Source organism: Leclercia sp. UBA5076, assembly GCF_002416465.1.
GTDB lineage: Bacteria > Pseudomonadota > Gammaproteobacteria > Enterobacterales > Enterobacteriaceae > Enterobacter.
The window spans coordinates 103,022-119,041 of the sequence record NZ_DIAO01000003.1; the positions used below are offsets into that span (position 1 = coordinate 103,022).

The window sequence follows — 16,020 nt, forward strand, 5'->3', positions numbered from 1 at the left end:
AAGATTAAATCTTAAGCAATTGATATCAATAATGAATATTTCCCAGGATTTTATTTAATGGGGTACATCGTTGCATTAACGGGAGGCATTGGCAGTGGCAAAAGCACTGTGGCTGACGCCTTCTCTCGTCTGGGTATCACGATAATTGATGCCGACATCCTTGCCCGCCAGGTGGTAGAGCCAGGTACACCCGCACTACGCGCTATTGCAGACCATTTCGGCAGCGACATTATCGAGCCTGACGGCACCCTTAATCGTCGAATGCTGCGCGAACGCATTTTCACGCATCCTGAAGAGAAAGCCTGGCTTAACGCCCTGCTTCACCCGCTTATCCAGCAGGAGACGCAGAAACAGATAGCACACGCGACTTCACCCTATGTGCTCTGGGTTGTCCCGCTTCTTGTGGAAAATAATCTCCATGACAAAGCGGACCGGGTACTGGTTGTTGACGTCTCTCCGGCAACACAAATTCAGCGCACCATCGCCCGTGATAACGTCGGGCGTGAACATGCGGAACAAATTCTTGCCGCGCAGGCCACGCGTGAAGCGCGCCTGGCCGTCGCGGATGATGTGATTGATAATAACGGCTCACCGGATGCCATTGCATCGGATGTGGCTCGCCTGCATCAGCAATATCTGGCGCAGGCCGTTTTACAGGAAAAAGCCTAATGCACACCCATGTTCTTTTCGAGCATCCCCTCAATGAAAAAATGCGCACCTGGCTGCGCATCGAATTTTTGATCCAGCAGCTTTCCGGCCTGCTTCCGGTTCATGACCACACCACGGCGCTGCACTTTTTCCGCAACGTGAGCGATCTGCTGGATGTGTTAGAGCGTGGCGAAGTTCGCACAGAATTACTGAAAGAGCTGGAGCGCCAGCAGCGTAAACTGCAGGCCTGGGCAGAAGTGCCGGGGGTGGATAACAGCCGCATCGACAGCCTGCGCCAGCAGCTGAAAAACAGCAGCGGCGTATTAATGGCGGCGCCGCGTATCGGCCAGTTTTTGCGTGAAGACCGCCTGGTCGCCCTGGTGCGTCAGCGTCTGAGCATTCCCGGCGGCTGCTGCAGTTTCGATTTACCGACCTTGCATATCTGGCTGCATATGCCGCAGGAACAGCGCGATATGCAGGTGCAAAGCTGGCTGAACAGCCTTGAGCCGCTGAACCAGGCGCTGTCGCTGATCCTGGATTTAATCCGCAATTCAGCGCCATTCCGCAAGCAAACCAGCCTGAATGGTTTTTATCAGGATAACGGTGAAGATGCGGATCTCCTGCGCCTGCAGCTCTCCCTTGCCGATCAGCTTTACCCGCAAATTTCAGGCCATAAGAGCCGCTTTGCGATCCGTTTCATGCCGCTCGACAGTGAACATGGTCTGGTGCCGGAACGCCTCGACTTTGAACTGGCGTGCTGCTAAGGAGTTAAGATGTCTGAAGTCACCACCGTGAACTGCCCCACCTGTGGCAAGCCCATTGTCTGGGGCGAACAGAGCCCGTTCCGCCCTTTTTGCAGCAAGCGCTGCCAGCTAATCGATCTGGGCGAGTGGGCTGCGGAAGAGAAACGCATTCCAAGCTCAGGCGATATGTCTGACAGCGACGACTGGAGCGAAGAGCAGCAGTAATGTCCCCATGGCCTGCCGGCACCTCGCTCGCAGGCCAGTCAGTCCGCCACTAAACGCGCAATGACAGGCGCATTTGCCGGTGGGAATTTATCGGCATCCAGCGCGTTCAGCGTCACCCAGTTTCCAGGCTGTCCCTCTTTGCCCCAGGGTTCCCCCTCCCAGTTTTCCACCAGCCAGAACCACAGCGTGATATGGCGATCGGGAAAGGTATATTCCAGTTTATCGAACAGGGTCGCACCGCGCGGCGTGATGCCCACCTCTTCCTGAAGCTCGCGGATAAGCGCCTGTTCCGGCGTCTCGCCGGACTCAATCTTACCGCCAGGAAACTCCCACTTATTCGCCATGTGCGCATCGGCCGCACGCTGGGTAATAAAGATTTGGTTATCGGAATTACGAATGATCCCGACAGCGATTTGCAGTATTTTCATTGTCTTGCATCCATAAAAAAGGCGCAGATATCTGCGCCTTTTACGTGTTTTACAGGCTTAGCTCAGACGGCCATGGCACTGTTTGTATTTTTTACCGGAACCGCACGGGCACGGATCGTTACGACCGACCTTACGATCACCGGACTGCGCGGCAATTGCGGCGGCGGCGGCTTCTTCGTCGTCCTGATGGCTGAGCTGCTGCATCTGAGCCAGACGCTCCGCTTCTTCACGACGCTGCTGTTCCATCTCTTCCACTTCTTCCGGCATGCGCACCTGGACTTTGCTCAGGGTGCTGATCACTTCGTACTTCAGTGATTCAAGCATAGAGGCAAACATCGCAAAGGATTCACGCTTGTACTCCTGCTTCGGATCTTTTTGCGCATAGCCACGCAGGTGAATACCCTGACGCAGATAATCCATCGCTGCCAGGTGCTCTTTCCACAGGGAGTCCAGGGTTTGCAGCATCACGCCTTTTTCGAAATGACGCATCATCTCAGCGCCAACCACCTCTTCCTTACGCTTATAGACCTCAATGGCGTTAGCGAAAATACGCTCGCGCAGGGTCTCTTCATGCAGCTCCGGCTCTTTATCCAGCCACTCCTGAATCGGCAGATCCAGGTCGAAGTCGTTTTTCAAACGCGCCTGCAGACCTTCGACATCCCACATCTCTTCCAGAGATTGCGGTGGAATATGGTTATCGATAGTCGCTTTGAAGACATCTTCGCGAATGCTGTTAATGGTTTCGCTCACGTCGGAAACGTCCAGCAGTTCGTTACGCTGGGTGTAGATAGCGCGACGCTGGTCGTTGGCCACGTCATCATACTCAAGCAGCTGCTTACGAATATCGAAGTTACGGCTTTCCACTTTACGCTGGGCGTTGGCGATGGCTTTGGTCACCCACGGGTGTTCAATCGCTTCGCCCGGCTTCATACCCAGTTTACGCATCATGCCCGATACACGGTCAGAGGCGAAAATACGCATCAACGCATCTTCCATCGACAGATAGAAGCGTGAAGAACCGGCATCACCCTGACGACCCGCACGGCCACGCAGCTGGTTGTCGATACGACGGGATTCGTGACGTTCCGTACCGATGATGTGCAGACCGCCCGCAGCCAGAACCGCATCGTGACGAACCTGCCAGTCGGCTTTGATCTGCGCGATCTGTTCCGGGGTTGGGTTTTCCAGCGCAGCCACTTCAGCCTGCCAGCTACCGCCCAGCATGATGTCGGTACCACGACCCGCCATGTTGGTGGCGATGGTCACGGCTGCCGGATAGCCCGCCTGGGCAACGATATCGGCCTCTTTAGCGTGGAACTTGGCGTTCAGCACGTTGTGTTTGATACCGGCTTTGGTCAGCTCATTGGAGACCACTTCCGATTTTTCAATGGAGATAGTCCCCACCAGCACCGGCTGGCCCGCAGCGGTACGATCGCGGATATCTTCGATGATGGCCTGAATTTTTTCCGCTTCGGTCATGTAGACCAGGTCCGGCATATCCTTACGGATCATTGGACGGTTGGTTGGAACGACTACGGTATCCAGCTTATAGATGGAGCTGAATTCGAAGGCTTCGGTATCCGCCGTACCGGTCATCCCTGCCAGCTTCTCGTACAGACGGAAGTAGTTCTGGAAGGTAATGGATGCCAGCGTCTGGTTCTCGTTCTGGATATCGACATTTTCTTTGGCTTCAACGGCCTGATGCAGACCGTCGGACCAGCGACGACCCTGCATGGTACGGCCGGTATGTTCGTCGACGATAATAACTTCGCCATCCTTAACGATGTAGTCCACGTCACGGGTAAACAACACGTGGGCGCGCAGGGCGGCAGTGACGTGGTGCATCAGCATGATATTGCCTGGGGAATAGAGTGACTCGCCCTCTTCCATAATGCCCTGGGCAACCAGCAGCTCTTCGATCTGCACCAGACCGCGCTCGGTCAGGTTCACCTGGCGGGCTTTTTCATCAACGGAGAAGTGACCTTCACCCTGGAAGGTGTCGGAGTCCTCTTTTTCCTGACGGATCAGGTGCGGAATGATTTTATCGACTTTGCGATACATCTCGGAGCTGTCTTCAGCCGGACCAGAGATGATCAGCGGCGTACGCGCTTCGTCGATCAGAATGGAGTCCACCTCATCCACCAGCGCATAGTGCAGCTTACGCTGTACGCGCTCTTCCGGGCTGAAGGCCATGTTGTCACGCAGGTAGTCAAAGCCGTATTCGTTGTTGGTCCCGTAGGTGATGTCGGCGTTATAGGCTTCGCGTTTCGCAGGGGCCGGCAAACCAGACATGTTGATCCCGACGGTCATACCGAGGAATTCGAACAGTGGACGGTTGTTTTCGGCATCACGCTGCGCCAGATAGTCGTTGACGGTAACCACGTGCACACCTTTACCCGACAGGGCGTTAAGGTAGGCAGGCAGGGTTGCGGTCAGGGTTTTACCTTCACCGGTACGCATCTCAGCGATGCAGCGGTCGTTCAGCACCATCCCGCCCAGCAGCTGCACGTCGAAATGACGCATGCCAAACACGCGCTTACTCGCTTCACGCACCACGGCGAACGCTTCCGGGATCAGGCTTTCAACGGTTTCACCTTTTTCAAGGCGGGCACGGAATTCAGCGGTTTTGGCTTTCAGCTCTTCATCAGAGAGTTTTTCCATCGCCGGCTCAAGGCTGTTGATGACGCTGACGGCTTTGCGCATGCGGCGCAGGGTACGATCGTTACGACTACCGAAAACTTTTGTTAGTAATTTGATTAACATAATAAATTCTCAAACGCCCCATGATGGGCAGTTAAATTAAGGTATTGAACAACGGTTAATTTAGCTGAGGCGTTGAGGTCCGGCGCGGATGCCCTGCACCTGGCTAATCCAGGCGGACACAGAGAAAGCGGTTTGTGGATAAAGTGTGGCAAGCGCGACCTGACGGACAATAACCGGCGGCTTGCTTTGCTGCGTAAGCAGCGTGGTGAGTGTATCGAGCAGCGCCAGATGGTGCGCCTGTACCGGTAAAGGCTCTTCGACAACAGGTAACGCCTGCGGCGCCATGGCAAAGGAGAGATGCCGGATGACGGTACGAATCGCATGCTGATGCCAGTAATCCACCGTGAAATTGGGTCGGCGGTTCGCTTCCAGCAGGGCGAGATTCGTGAAATTGACCCGCGTGCTCAGATCGTGGCGGGTGGTGGTGGTCTTTGCCGGATTTGCGGTTTCGGTGTTACTGCTGAGCGCGGGCAGGCCAAGACTCGCCGCGACCATCCCCAGAAGGAGATGCGGCCAGAAGTAACGTCTGCCAAATTGTCGCCAGCGCGTCAGAATTCCGCTCAATTGCCCCACCACAAGTAAGTGAACCTTCAGGCTCACCGTATGATTTTTATATTTTCGCGCCCAGATAGTAACACTAAAGCCGGGTTGCAGCAGCAGTAATGCGCCACAGAGGAGGTTAAAAATGGTGATGAAATCAGCAAACGAGCCATTGACTACAGCAATACGGGGAAGATAAAAACAAAAACGACTGGTCTTCCTGGCCGGAGAGAGTGCCAGGTCAACCAGTCGAATTTACATAACGGAATTTACCGTTACGCCAGAACCGTGCTCGGTGCTTTGAATGCCAGAGGCAGTTCAGCTTCGTCTTCGAAGGTCACATATTCCCAGGCTTCCTGTTTTGCCAGAACAGCCTGCAACAATTTGTTGTTCAGTGCGTGACCGGATTTATACGCGGTAAACGCACCAATGATGTTGTGACCACACATGAACAGGTCGCCGATCGCATCCAGCATTTTGTGACGAACGAATTCGTCTTCAAAACGCAGGCCGTCTTCGTTCAGTACGCGATAATCGTCAACAACGATGGCACAATCGAAGCTGCCGCCCAGGCACAGGCCGCGGGACTGCAGATATTCGATATCACGCATGAAACCAAACGTACGCGCTCGACTGATCTGACGCATAAACGCATCAGCAGAGAAGTTCATCGCATAGCGCTGGGTGCTGGAATCAATCGCCGGATGGTTGAAGTCGATGGTGAAATCCAACGAAAAACCATTAAACGGCTTGAATTCAGCCCATTTGTCGCCATCCTGGACACGAACGGTCTCTTTGATACGTACGAATTTCTTCGCACTGTTCAGTTCTTCGATGCCGGCGTCCAACAACAGGTAGACGAACGGTGCAGCACTGCCATCCATAATCGGGATTTCCGGCGCATCGACTTCAACAATAATGTTGTCGATACCCAGACCCGCCAGGGCGGCATTCAGGTGCTCTACGGTAGAGATCCGCACGTCATGCTCATTCACCAGGCAAGTACAGAGCATGGTATCACGCACAGATTTGGCATCAGCCGGGAAATCTACCGGTGGATTCAAGTCGGTGCGACGATAGATGACCCCGGTATTGGCCGGCGCAGGGCGCAACGTCAGGGTGACTTTCTTGCCGGTATGTAAACCGACACCTGTCGCCTGAACGATACGTTTTAATGTCCTTTGTTTGATCATCGTATAATCTCGCCAAGTTACTTATCCAACCGAGAGTGTACATCACTATCGGGCGGCCAGTTTAGCACAAAGAGCGTAAATTCCCTAATTCCAGCTAATTCTTAATCAGCTTGTTTACGCAGGAATGCTGGAATGTCCAGATAATCCGGCTCTTTCTGCGTTTGTGGCGTATTGTCATTCACCACCTTAGCTGCGGGTTTCTGCTCCTGGGTCAATGGTGCCATGCCGTGCGGCTGGTAGCGATCCATCACCGGCTGCTGTGCAGTTTTGTTGGTCACCAGGGTGATCTCAGGACGTTTGTCCATACCGATACCGGTCGCAACAACCGTTACGCGCAGCTCATCGTTCATTTCCGGATCAAGGGAAGTACCGATTACCACGGTTGCGTTATCAGAGGCGAACGCACGAATGGTGTTACCCACGGTTTCGAACTCATCCAGACGCAGGTCGAAGCCCGCAGTGATGTTAACCAGCACGCCGCGCGCGCCAGACAGATCGATATCTTCCAGCAGCGGAGAAGAGATCGCCATTTCAGCGGCTTCTTCTGCACGGTCTTCACCTTTCGCCACGCCGGAACCCATCATCGCGTAGCCCATTTCGGACATCACGGTGCGCACGTCAGCAAAGTCGACGTTCATCAGGCCTGGACGGGTGATCAGCTCGGCGATACCCTGGACAGCGCCTTTCAAAACATCGTTCGCCGCGCCAAAAGCGTCCAGCAGAGAGATGCCACGACCCAGCACTTTCAGCAGTTTGTCGTTTGGAATAGTGATCAGCGAGTCCACATGCTTGGACAGCTCGGTGATACCCTGCTCTGCAAACGCCATACGCTTCTTGCCTTCAAAGTTGAAAGGCTTGGTCACAACGGCAACAGTCAGGATACCTAAATCTTTAGCCACTTCAGCAACAACTGGCGCAGCACCGGTTCCGGTACCACCGCCCATGCCTGCGGCAATAAACACCATGTCTGCACCATCAAGTGCCGCACGCAGTGCTTCACGATCTTCTTCTGCAGCGTTACGGCCGACTTCCGGGTTTGCCCCAGCGCCCAGCCCTTTGGTGATGCCGCCGCCGATCTGAATTGTCTGGCCAACAGCCGTCTTACGCAGTGCCTGCGCATCGGTGTTCACCGCGAAGAATTCAACGCCTTCGATGCGCTCGCGCACCATGTGCTCTACAGCATTACCGCCGCCGCCACCGACGCCGATGACTTTAATCACCGCGTCGTTGGTCAGTTCCATAGGTTCAAACATAGTTTCTCTCCGTTTTGTGCCTGTCGCCTGAAACCGTTAATTCTCTCCGGTCTCTTACAAAAATTAAAACTCTTTTCGCAGCCAGGTGTTGATTCGTTTAAACCACGAACCCACCGACGTGCGTTTTTCTACTTCTGCTTCGCCACTAAGATGGGTTTCCTTCCCGTAATGAAGCAAGCCCACTGCCGTTGAGTAATACGGCTCCTGAGCATAATCCGTCAGACCGGTGATGTTCAGCGGTGCCCCAATGCGCACCTGCGTATGGAACACGCGCTGAGCGCAAGCCGCAAGACCTTCAATTTGCGCCGCGCCGCCGGTTAATACAATCCCCGCCGCAAGATGATGTTTAACCCCCTGCTGGCGAAGCTGTTCCTGTAATTGCAAAATCTCTTCGTTCACGAGGTTGAGCAGCTCGGTATAACGCGGCTCAATGACCTCGGCCAACGTCTGGCGCTGCAGGCTGCGCGGCGGACGACCACCGACGCTCGGCACTTCGACGCTCTCATCTTTACCAACGATAGAGCCCAGCGCACACCCGTGGCGCACTTTAATCGCCTCAGCATCGCTCGGTGGCGTACCAAAGGCATACGCGATATCGCTGGTGACCACATTCCCTGCATAAGGGATAACTTTGGTGTGGCGCAGCGCTCCGCCGGTGTAGACGGCCATGTCCATAGTACCACCGCCGATATCGACGACACAGACGCCCAGCTCACGTTCGTCTTCAGTCAGCACCGAATAACTTGCCGCCAGACCGGCGAAAATAAGTTGGTCAACTTTCAGGCCACAACGTTCCACGGCTTTAACAATGTTCTTCGCCATATCGTTGTGACATGTGATCAAGTGCACTTTTGCCTGCATACGCACGCCTGAAAGCCCCACCGGATTTTTAATGCCTTCCTGATAATCGATGGCGTATTCCTGCGGGATCACATGCAGTACGCGATGTTCATCGCGGACACGCACCGACTTCGCAGTATGCACTACGTTCTCGACGTCTTCCTGCGAGACTTCTTCTTCTGAGATCGGCACCATACCGATCTCGTTCTGGCAGCTGATATGTTTGCCAGAGAGTGCCAGATACACGGAGGAAATCTGGCAATCTGCCATCAGTTCGGCCTGATCGATGGCGCGCTGTACGCATTTCACCACCGACTCGAGGTCGTTTACCCCACCTTTATCCATACCACGGGAGGGGCAGCTACCCACACCAATGATATTGACCATACCGTCGGGCAGAACTTCCCCTACTAAAGCAGCAACCTTCGCAGTGCCAATCTCCAGTCCTACTACCAGTTTTCTGTCCGTCGCCTTGATCATTGTTATTCTGCCTGTACCTGAGCCTGATTCTGTTGCTGATTAGGTTCCTCAACCGGGGCCGGGGTCCACCCGACCGATGCGCCTGAGTCATAGCGCAAATCAACGTAGCTAATCCTTTTGCCTTCAGCCTGCGCCTGCTGCTGCAGAACGGGATAGAGTTCTACAAAACGTTCCAGACGCTTCATCGTGTCACCCCGCCCCAGGTTCAGCTTAATATCGTTCGTCAGCGTCAACTGCCAGGAACGACGCGCCGTCATTGCAGCCTGTTTCAGGGTAAAACGATCCTTAGCCAGCACCTTCCCCATGCTACGAAAACCTTCCAGCACTTCGTTTTCGCTGCCTTCCGGCCCATATAACATAGGTAAATTTTGCTTGCTGACACGATCGGCCGGGACGCTGAAAGAAACTCCCTCTACGTCAACCATATGCTGATCATTCCAACGCGCAATGGGTACATATTCAACCAGATGAATCTTCAATTCATCAGGCCATTGCTTTCTGACGCTTGCCTGTTTAATCCACGGCAGGCGCTCAATCTGACTCTGAATAATGTTCACATCCTGCGTCATGAAGGTGCCAGGCGATCCCAATGCCAGGATCGACTGACGGATATCATCATTACGCGTGTAGTGACGGTCACCCGTTACCACCAGTTTCGACAGAGGCAGACGTTGTGCATCTTCCATCCAGCCGAGCACCATCCAGCCGCTAACAAACACAGTACACAGCACGGCGAGCAGGAAGGTAATCCCTGCAAGACGCGTTCCATTACTCCGCCGGGAAGTATATTCTTCTTCCTCGTCGCGGTTTCGCGTGTTCAGCGCAGCCTGAGACATATCAGCCCGCCTGATCCAGAATGCGGACCACCAGCTGCGAGAAGCTCATTCCCGCCTGGCGAGCCGCCATCGGCACCAGACTGTGGCTGGTCATACCCGGTGAGGTATTGGCTTCCAGCAGATAAAATTGCCCGTCGCTATCCTGCATGACGTCGATTCTTCCCCAACCACGGCAGCCAAGAACATGCCAGGCTTTTAGCACCAGAGCGCTTAATAATGCTTCACGCCCGGCATCCAGACCACTTGGGCAGAAATATTGCGTCTCATCAGAGAGATACTTCGCCTCATAATCATAGAAGGTTCCGGCAGGTTGGATACGAATTGACGGTAAAATTTCTTCCCCGAGCATCGCAACGGTAAATTCCGGTCCGCTTAGCCATTTTTCAACCAGAACTTCTTCATCATGTTGAAATGCCAGCGCTAATGCAGATGATATATCGCCTGCTTCGTCTACTTTAGACATTCCTACGCTTGAGCCTTCACGGCTGGGTTTCACAATCACTGGCAATCCCAGCGCTGCAATACGTTCAGTGACGCTGGCGTCAAGGCCCTGCTCAAATTCACGGCGTGTCAGTGCCACCCAAGGCGCAACCGGTAACCCGGCGCCCTGCCAGAGCAGCTTGCTGCGCAGTTTGTCCATAGAGATGGCCGACGCCATCACGCCGCTGCCGGTATAAGGCAGGCCAATGATATCCAGCAAGCCCTGCAACGTGCCGTCTTCACCGCCGCGACCGTGCAGCGCGATAAACACTTTGTCAAAACCCATCTCTTTCAGGCGCGTCACGTCGATCTCTTTCGGATCGACCAGGTGCGCATCAACGTCGCCTTCCCGCAATCCGGCCAACACCGCGGCGCCAGAGTTCAGGGAGACCTCGCGCTCAGCCGAGGTGCCGCCAGCGAGGACCGCAATCTTATCAGCCATGATGCTCTTCCTCCGAAATTTGCGGCTTAAGTTTGATTTCGGCCAGTGTACGGGCGATTTTGCCGATATTTCCTGCCCCCTGCACCAGAATCAAATCATTGCCGGTCAACACTGGGGCAAGCATGGCTGCCGCCTGTGCATGATCGGAGACCAGAATCGGGTCGACCTTGCCGCGCCCACGAATGGTACGGCACAGCGAACGGCTGTCGGCACCCGGAATGGCCGCCTCACCCGCTGAGTACACTTCGAGCATCAGCAACGTATCAACCTGCGAGAGCACATTCGCGAAATCATCGTACAGGTCACGGGTACGGGTGTAACGGTGTGGCTGGAACAGCATAACCAGATTTTTGTCCGGCCAGCCCGCGCGCGCCGCTTTGATCGTGGCATCCACTTCTGTCGGGTGGTGTCCGTAGTCATCCACCAGCATCGCGGTGCCGCTTTTGCCGTTAACCCCCTCCAGCGGAAACTCGCCGAGGAAATCAAAACGGCGCCCGGTTCCCTGGAAGCTTTCCAGGGCCCGCAGAATCGCCTCGTCGTCAATGCCTTCCTCTGTGGCGACCGCAACGGCTGCCGCAGCGTTAAGGGCGTTATGACGTCCTGGCGCGTTAAGCGTCACATGCAGCAGCTCTTTATCCTGACGTGCCAGGGTGAAATGACCCTGCGCACCAATCTGTTTGAAGCTCTCTATGCGGACATCAGCATCTTCGCTGAAACCGTATGTGGTGATCTGACGTCCGACACGCGGCAGCAGCTCGCGGATCACCGGATCGTCAACGCACATGACCGCACGTCCATAAAACGGCAGGTTGTGCAAAAAGTTTATAAAGGTTTGCTTTAAATTTTCGAAGTCGCCCTGGTAGGTATCCATATGGTCGGCTTCGATGTTGGTCACAATCGCCACCATCGGCTGCAAATGCAGGAACGAGGCGTCACTCTCATCCGCTTCCGCGATGAGATAACGGCTGTGCCCCAGGCGAGCATGCACGCCCGCCGCTTTGACCAGGCCGCCGTTCACGAAGGTCGGATCGAGACCCGCTTCGGCATAAATACTGGAGACCATCGCCGTGGTGGTGGTTTTACCGTGCGTACCGGCAATGGCAATACCGTGACGAAAACGCATCAGCTCGGCCAGCATCTCCGCGCGGCGGATCACCGGGATACGCGCTTCATGTGCGGCAACGATTTCCGGGTTATCGGCGGGAATGGCGCTGGAGACCACGACCACGCTCGCATCCAGCACATTTTCCGGACGGTGATTAAAATAGATGGTCGCACCCAGCGACGCCAACTGTTGCGTAACAGGGTTCGGCGCCAGATCGGACCCGCTGATCTGGTAGCCTTCATTCGCCAGCACCTCGGCAATACCGCCCATACCGGCGCCGCCGATGCCAACAAAGTGAATGTGCCGGACGCGACGCATCTCGGGCACGATTGAACGCAGTTTCGCCAGTTGTTGTGTATTCATTCTCTAAACGCCATCGACTACTTCAAAAAAATCGTGCAGCGCAACACGCGCTGCGAGGGTTACGCCTGGGCTGCCAGGCTCACTTCTTTCGCCACCCGCTCCGTTGCATCCGGGATCGCGGCGGCACGTGCGTGCTGCGCCATCGCCAGCAATGTCTCCCGGTCCCAGCCCGCCAGGGTGGTGGCGACCGCGTCGGCGGTAAACTGCGGCTGTTCAAAAATTTTCGCGGCACCGGCTTTTTCAAGCGGCAGCGCATTCCAGTACTGCTGACGGTCTTTGTGCTGGAACGGCACAAACAGCGCCGGCAAGCCAGCGGCGGCGATCTCGCTCACCGTCAGCGCGCCGGAGCGGCAGACCACGACATCGGCCCAGGCATACGCTGCCGCCATGTCGTCGATAAATTCGGTCACTTTATGCTGCGGCTGTCCGGCTTCGGCATAGGCTTGCTCTACCGTTTGCTGCGCACCTTTTCCGCTTTGATGCCAGATGGTCACCGCGCTGCCGAGCTTCGCCGCCACCTGCGGCAGGGTCTGGTTCAGCACGCGCGCGCCCTGAGAGCCGCCCACGACCAGCACCCGCACCGGCCCTTCACGGCCAACGAGTCGCTCCTGCGGCAACGGCAGGGCCAGCACGTCAACACGCACTGGGTTGCCTACCACGTCGGCTTTCGGGAATGCCCCCGGAAAAGCCTGCATCACTTTGCTGGCAATTTTCGCCAGCCATTTATTGGTGAGGCCCGCGATACCGTTCTGCTCGTGGAGCACAACCGGAATACCGAGCGACCACGCCGCCAGCCCGCCTGGGCCGGAGACATAACCACCCATCCCCAGCACCACGTCCGGCTTAAAACGCTTCATGATCGCCCGCGCCTGACGCCAGGCGTTGAAAATACGCACCGGCGCCAGCAGCAACGCTTTGATCCCCTTGCCGCGCAGGCCAGAAATACGAATAAAGTCGATCTCAATCCCGTGCTTCGGCACCAGATCGGCCTCCATGCGGTCTGCGGTTCCCAGCCAGCGTACCTGCCAGCCCTGATCCATTAAATGGTGCGCAACCGCGAGCCCGGGGAACACATGCCCGCCAGTACCGCCCGCCATCACCATTAACCGCTTCGGTTGATTCATCGTGAACCTCGTGTAAACGCCTGGGCATTTTCCAGACGCGTTTCATAATCTATGCGTAACAAGAACATAATGGCGGTCGACATGATCAACAGACTCGAACCACCGTAACTGATTAACGGCAACGTCAGACCTTTGGTTGGCAGCATACCTGCTGCGGCACCTACGTTAACCAGCGCCTGGAAGCTAAACCAGATCCCGATTGAGCAGGCTAAAAAGCCTGAAAAACGGTGATCGATAACCAGCGCTTTTCGGCCAATCGACATCGCACGGAAAGCGACGAAGAATACCATTAATAGCGCTAATACCACACCGATATAACCCAGTTCTTCCCCAATAATGGAGAAGATGAAGTCGGTATGCGCTTCGGGTAAATATTCCAGTTTCTGGACCGAGTTCCCCAGCCCCTGGCCCCACATTTCACCGCGGCCAAACGCCATCAGCGACTGTGTCAGCTGATAACCGCTGCCGAACGGATCTTCCCAGGGGTTCCAGAAAGAGGTCACGCGGCGGATACGATACGGCTCGGCGAGGATCAGCAGCACGACCGCGGAGATCCCCATCCCGATGATGGCGATGAACTGCCACAGTTTCGCCCCCGCCAGGAACAGCATCGCCAGCGTGGTGACGAACAGTACCACCACGGTACCGAGGTCCGGCTGGGCCAGCAGCAGTACCGCCAGCACCAGAATCACGCCCATCGGTTTTAAGAAGCCGCGCAGGTTGTTACGCACCTCATCCACCTTACGCACCAGGTAGTTGGCGAGATAGCAGAAGAGCGAGAGCTTGGTAAATTCCGCCGGCTGAATACGCAGCGGGCCAAAAGCAATCCAGCGCGATGCCCCGTTCACCGAGCTCCCGACCACCAGCACGATCAGCAGCATCACGATCGAGGCGATGAGCATGGCGGTACTGTGGCGCTGCCAGAACGCCATCGGCAGGCGTAACGTCACCATCGCCAGACAGAACGCCAGGATGATGTAGAGCCCGTCACGCTTGGCAAACAGGAAAGGATCGTTCGCCAGTCGTTGCCCAACAGGCATCGATGCCGAGGTCACCATAATAAAACCAATCGCCGCCAGCCCCAGCGTAAGCCAGAGCAGCATGCGGTCGTACATCACCAGGCTATCGGAGTCTTTATCCCGGGAGCCCATGACCCAGCCTTTTAATGCCGACGAGATCCAGACCAGGATGCCAAATCCTGGCAGGCGCGGCATTTTTGGGCGAGGGAGAGAGAAACGCATCAGCCTAACTCCTTCGCCAGGCGGGTAAAGAGATCGCCCCGCTGTTCGAAATTCTTAAACTGATCGAGGCTGGCGCAGGCCGGAGAGAGCAGCACCATATCGCCCGGCTTCACGCGAGGGGCAATCAGGCGCATTGCCTGTTCCATGGTTTCGGTCTGCTCGGCAATCTCAGGACGCAGTTCAGCCAGTTCCCTGCCGTCACGACCAAAGCAGTAGAGACGGATGTTATCGCCGGAGAGATACTGCTTCAGGGAGGTGAAATCGGCAGATTTACCGTCGCCACCCAGCAGCAGATGCAGAGTGCCGTCGACGTGCAGGCCGTTCAGCGCCGCTTCGGTGCTGCCGACGTTGGTGGCTTTGGAATCATTGATCCAGCGTACCCCGTTATTCTCCAGCGCCAGCTGGAAACGGTGCGCCAGTCCGGTAAAGGTGGTTAACGCCTGCAGGCTGGAGGAACGTGGAAGACCGACGGCATCCGCCAGCGCCAGCGCCGCCAGCGCATTGGTGTAGTTATGCTGACCGGAAAGCTTCATCTCCTTCACGTTCAGCACTTTCTCACCTTTCACCCGCAGCCAGGTTTCACCCAACTGCCGGTTCAGATGATAATCACCCATGGTGATACCAAAACTGATGCAGCGGTCATCAGCGCCGCGTACTGGCATGGTCAGGGCATCATCGGCGTTAACGACGCAGACTTTCGCATTTTCGTAAATACGCAGTTTGGCTGCGCGATACTGCTGCAGACCAAACGGATACCTGTCCATATGATCTTCGGTCACGTTCAGGATCGTGGCCGCGGCTGCATGCAGGCTGGAGGTGGTCTCCAGCTGGAAGCTGGAGAGTTCCAGTACGTACAGCTCACAGCCTTTGTCCAGCAGCATCAGCGCCGGCAAACCAATGTTGCCGCCAACGCCGACATTTTTGCCCGCCGCTTTCGCCATCTCACCCACCAGGGTGGTGACGGTGCTTTTTCCGTTAGAGCCGGTAATGGCGATAACAGGCGCCTGCGCTTCACGGCAGAACAGCTCGATATCACCGACAATCTCAACGCCCGCATCGGCCGCGGCGCTCAGTGAAGGGTGCGCCAGCGCCATACCGGGGCTGGCCACAATCAGATCGGCTGCCAGCAGCCAGTCATCATTCAGACCACCAAGGTGGCGTTCAACCTGTTCCGGCAGTTTATCCAGACCAGGCGGAGAGACACGCGTGTCCATCACACGCGGCGTCACGCCCCGCGCGAGGAAAAAGTCCACGCAGGAGAGGCCGGTTAAGCCTAACCCGATGATAACGACTTTTTTACCCTGGTAATCTGCCAT

Annotated in this window: 15 protein-coding genes; 3 read left to right on the plus strand and 12 right to left on the minus strand. The window is 55.8% G+C overall.

Going from position 1 to position 16,020, the window contains the following annotated elements:
- The first annotated feature begins 57 nt into the window (after positions 1-57).
- Genes coaE through yacG form a run of 3 tightly spaced genes read left to right on the plus strand, consistent with a single transcriptional unit; the run spans position 58 to position 1,616 of the window.
- A complete protein-coding gene (coaE, locus tag B3X29_RS02185; RefSeq protein ID WP_103178281.1) occupies positions 58-669 on the plus strand; it encodes a dephospho-CoA kinase in 612 nt (203 codons plus the stop codon).
- Positions 669-1,412, plus strand: coding sequence for a cell division protein ZapD (zapD, locus tag B3X29_RS02190; RefSeq protein ID WP_103178280.1), 744 nt, complete (start codon positions 669-671; stop codon positions 1,410-1,412). Before coaE ends, zapD begins: the two co-directional genes overlap by 1 nt.
- A gap of 9 nt (positions 1,413-1,421) precedes the next feature.
- Positions 1,422-1,616 (plus strand): DNA gyrase inhibitor YacG, encoded by a 195-nt coding sequence (gene yacG / locus B3X29_RS02195; RefSeq protein ID WP_159339984.1) that lies wholly within the window; start codon positions 1,422-1,424, stop codon positions 1,614-1,616.
- A gap of 38 nt (positions 1,617-1,654) precedes the next feature.
- Here yacG and mutT read toward each other — a convergent pair whose 3' ends face one another.
- The 12 genes from mutT to murD form a co-directional block, all read right to left on the minus strand.
- The gene (gene mutT, locus B3X29_RS02200; RefSeq protein WP_103178278.1) at positions 1,655-2,044 is read right to left on the minus strand and encodes an 8-oxo-dGTP diphosphatase MutT; all 390 of its coding nucleotides are present in this window, start codon (positions 2,042-2,044) and stop codon (positions 1,655-1,657) included.
- Between the two features lie 57 nt (positions 2,045-2,101).
- Positions 2,102-4,807 carry a preprotein translocase subunit SecA gene (gene secA, locus B3X29_RS02205; protein WP_159339985.1) on the minus strand — a complete coding sequence of 902 codons (2,706 nt, stop codon included), beginning with the start codon at positions 4,805-4,807 and terminating at the stop codon, positions 2,102-2,104.
- A 60-nt stretch (positions 4,808-4,867) separates the two neighbouring features.
- The gene (gene secM / locus B3X29_RS02210) at positions 4,868-5,371 is read right to left on the minus strand and encodes a secA translation cis-regulator SecM (protein WP_139156317.1); all 504 of its coding nucleotides are present in this window, start codon (positions 5,369-5,371) and stop codon (positions 4,868-4,870) included.
- A 251-nt stretch (positions 5,372-5,622) separates the two neighbouring features.
- Positions 5,623-6,540: a UDP-3-O-acyl-N-acetylglucosamine deacetylase gene (gene lpxC / locus B3X29_RS02215; protein WP_103178276.1), complete on the minus strand. Its 918-nt coding sequence runs from the start codon at positions 6,538-6,540 to the stop codon at positions 5,623-5,625.
- Between the two features lie 101 nt (positions 6,541-6,641).
- Positions 6,642-7,793 carry a cell division protein FtsZ gene (gene ftsZ / locus B3X29_RS02220; RefSeq protein WP_103178275.1) on the minus strand — a complete coding sequence of 384 codons (1,152 nt, stop codon included), beginning with the start codon at positions 7,791-7,793 and terminating at the stop codon, positions 6,642-6,644.
- Between the two features lie 63 nt (positions 7,794-7,856).
- Entirely contained in the window at positions 7,857-9,113 is a 1,257-nt protein-coding gene (gene ftsA, locus B3X29_RS02225) for a cell division protein FtsA (protein WP_103178274.1), read from the minus strand.
- A 2-nt stretch (positions 9,114-9,115) separates the two neighbouring features.
- A complete protein-coding gene (gene ftsQ, locus B3X29_RS02230; protein WP_103178273.1) occupies positions 9,116-9,949 on the minus strand; it encodes a cell division protein FtsQ in 834 nt (277 codons plus the stop codon).
- Position 9,950: 1 nt separating this feature from the next.
- Positions 9,951-10,871, minus strand: coding sequence for a D-alanine--D-alanine ligase (locus tag B3X29_RS02235; RefSeq protein WP_103178272.1), 921 nt, complete (start codon positions 10,869-10,871; stop codon positions 9,951-9,953).
- On the minus strand, positions 10,864-12,339 hold the full coding sequence (gene murC, locus B3X29_RS02240; RefSeq protein ID WP_103178271.1) for a UDP-N-acetylmuramate--L-alanine ligase: 1,476 nt from the start codon (positions 12,337-12,339) through the stop codon (positions 10,864-10,866). Before murC ends, B3X29_RS02235 begins: the two co-directional genes overlap by 8 nt.
- A gap of 59 nt (positions 12,340-12,398) precedes the next feature.
- Complete coding sequence (gene murG, locus B3X29_RS02245; protein ID WP_103823248.1) at positions 12,399-13,463, minus strand: undecaprenyldiphospho-muramoylpentapeptide beta-N-acetylglucosaminyltransferase; 1,065 nt, start codon at positions 13,461-13,463, stop codon at positions 12,399-12,401.
- Positions 13,460-14,704, minus strand: a complete 1,245-nt coding sequence (ftsW, locus tag B3X29_RS02250) for a cell division protein FtsW (RefSeq protein ID WP_039030375.1) — start codon at positions 14,702-14,704, stop codon at positions 13,460-13,462. Before ftsW ends, murG begins: the two co-directional genes overlap by 4 nt.
- The gene (murD, locus tag B3X29_RS02255) at positions 14,704-16,020 is read right to left on the minus strand and encodes a UDP-N-acetylmuramoyl-L-alanine--D-glutamate ligase (protein WP_103178269.1); all 1,317 of its coding nucleotides are present in this window, start codon (positions 16,018-16,020) and stop codon (positions 14,704-14,706) included. Before murD ends, ftsW begins: the two co-directional genes overlap by 1 nt.

Coding starts and splice junctions, on each gene's coding strand:
- coaE (WP_103178281.1), top strand. CDS start 58: ATGGGGTACATCGTTGCATTAACGGGAGGCATTGGCAGTGGCAAAAGC.
- zapD (WP_103178280.1), top strand. CDS start 669: ATGCACACCCATGTTCTTTTCGAGCATCCCCTCAATGAAAAAATGCGC.
- yacG (WP_159339984.1), top strand. CDS start 1,422: ATGTCTGAAGTCACCACCGTGAACTGCCCCACCTGTGGCAAGCCCATT.
- mutT (WP_103178278.1), bottom strand. CDS start 2,044: ATGAAAATACTGCAAATCGCTGTCGGGATCATTCGTAATTCCGATAAC.
- secA (WP_159339985.1), bottom strand. CDS start 4,807: ATGTTAATCAAATTACTAACAAAAGTTTTCGGTAGTCGTAACGATCGT.
- lpxC (WP_103178276.1), bottom strand. CDS start 6,540: ATGATCAAACAAAGGACATTAAAACGTATCGTTCAGGCGACAGGTGTC.
- ftsZ (WP_103178275.1), bottom strand. CDS start 7,793: ATGTTTGAACCTATGGAACTGACCAACGACGCGGTGATTAAAGTCATC.
- ftsA (WP_103178274.1), bottom strand. CDS start 9,113: ATGATCAAGGCGACGGACAGAAAACTGGTAGTAGGACTGGAGATTGGC.
- ftsQ (WP_103178273.1), bottom strand. CDS start 9,949: ATGTCTCAGGCTGCGCTGAACACGCGAAACCGCGACGAGGAAGAAGAA.
- B3X29_RS02235 (WP_103178272.1), bottom strand. CDS start 10,871: ATGGCTGATAAGATTGCGGTCCTCGCTGGCGGCACCTCGGCTGAGCGC.
- murC (WP_103178271.1), bottom strand. CDS start 12,339: ATGAATACACAACAACTGGCGAAACTGCGTTCAATCGTGCCCGAGATG.
- murG (WP_103823248.1), bottom strand. CDS start 13,463: ATGAATCAACCGAAGCGGTTAATGGTGATGGCGGGCGGTACTGGCGGG.
- ftsW (WP_039030375.1), bottom strand. CDS start 14,704: ATGCGTTTCTCTCTCCCTCGCCCAAAAATGCCGCGCCTGCCAGGATTT.
- murD (WP_103178269.1), bottom strand. CDS start 16,020: ATGGCAGATTACCAGGGTAAAAAAGTCGTTATCATCGGGTTAGGCTTA.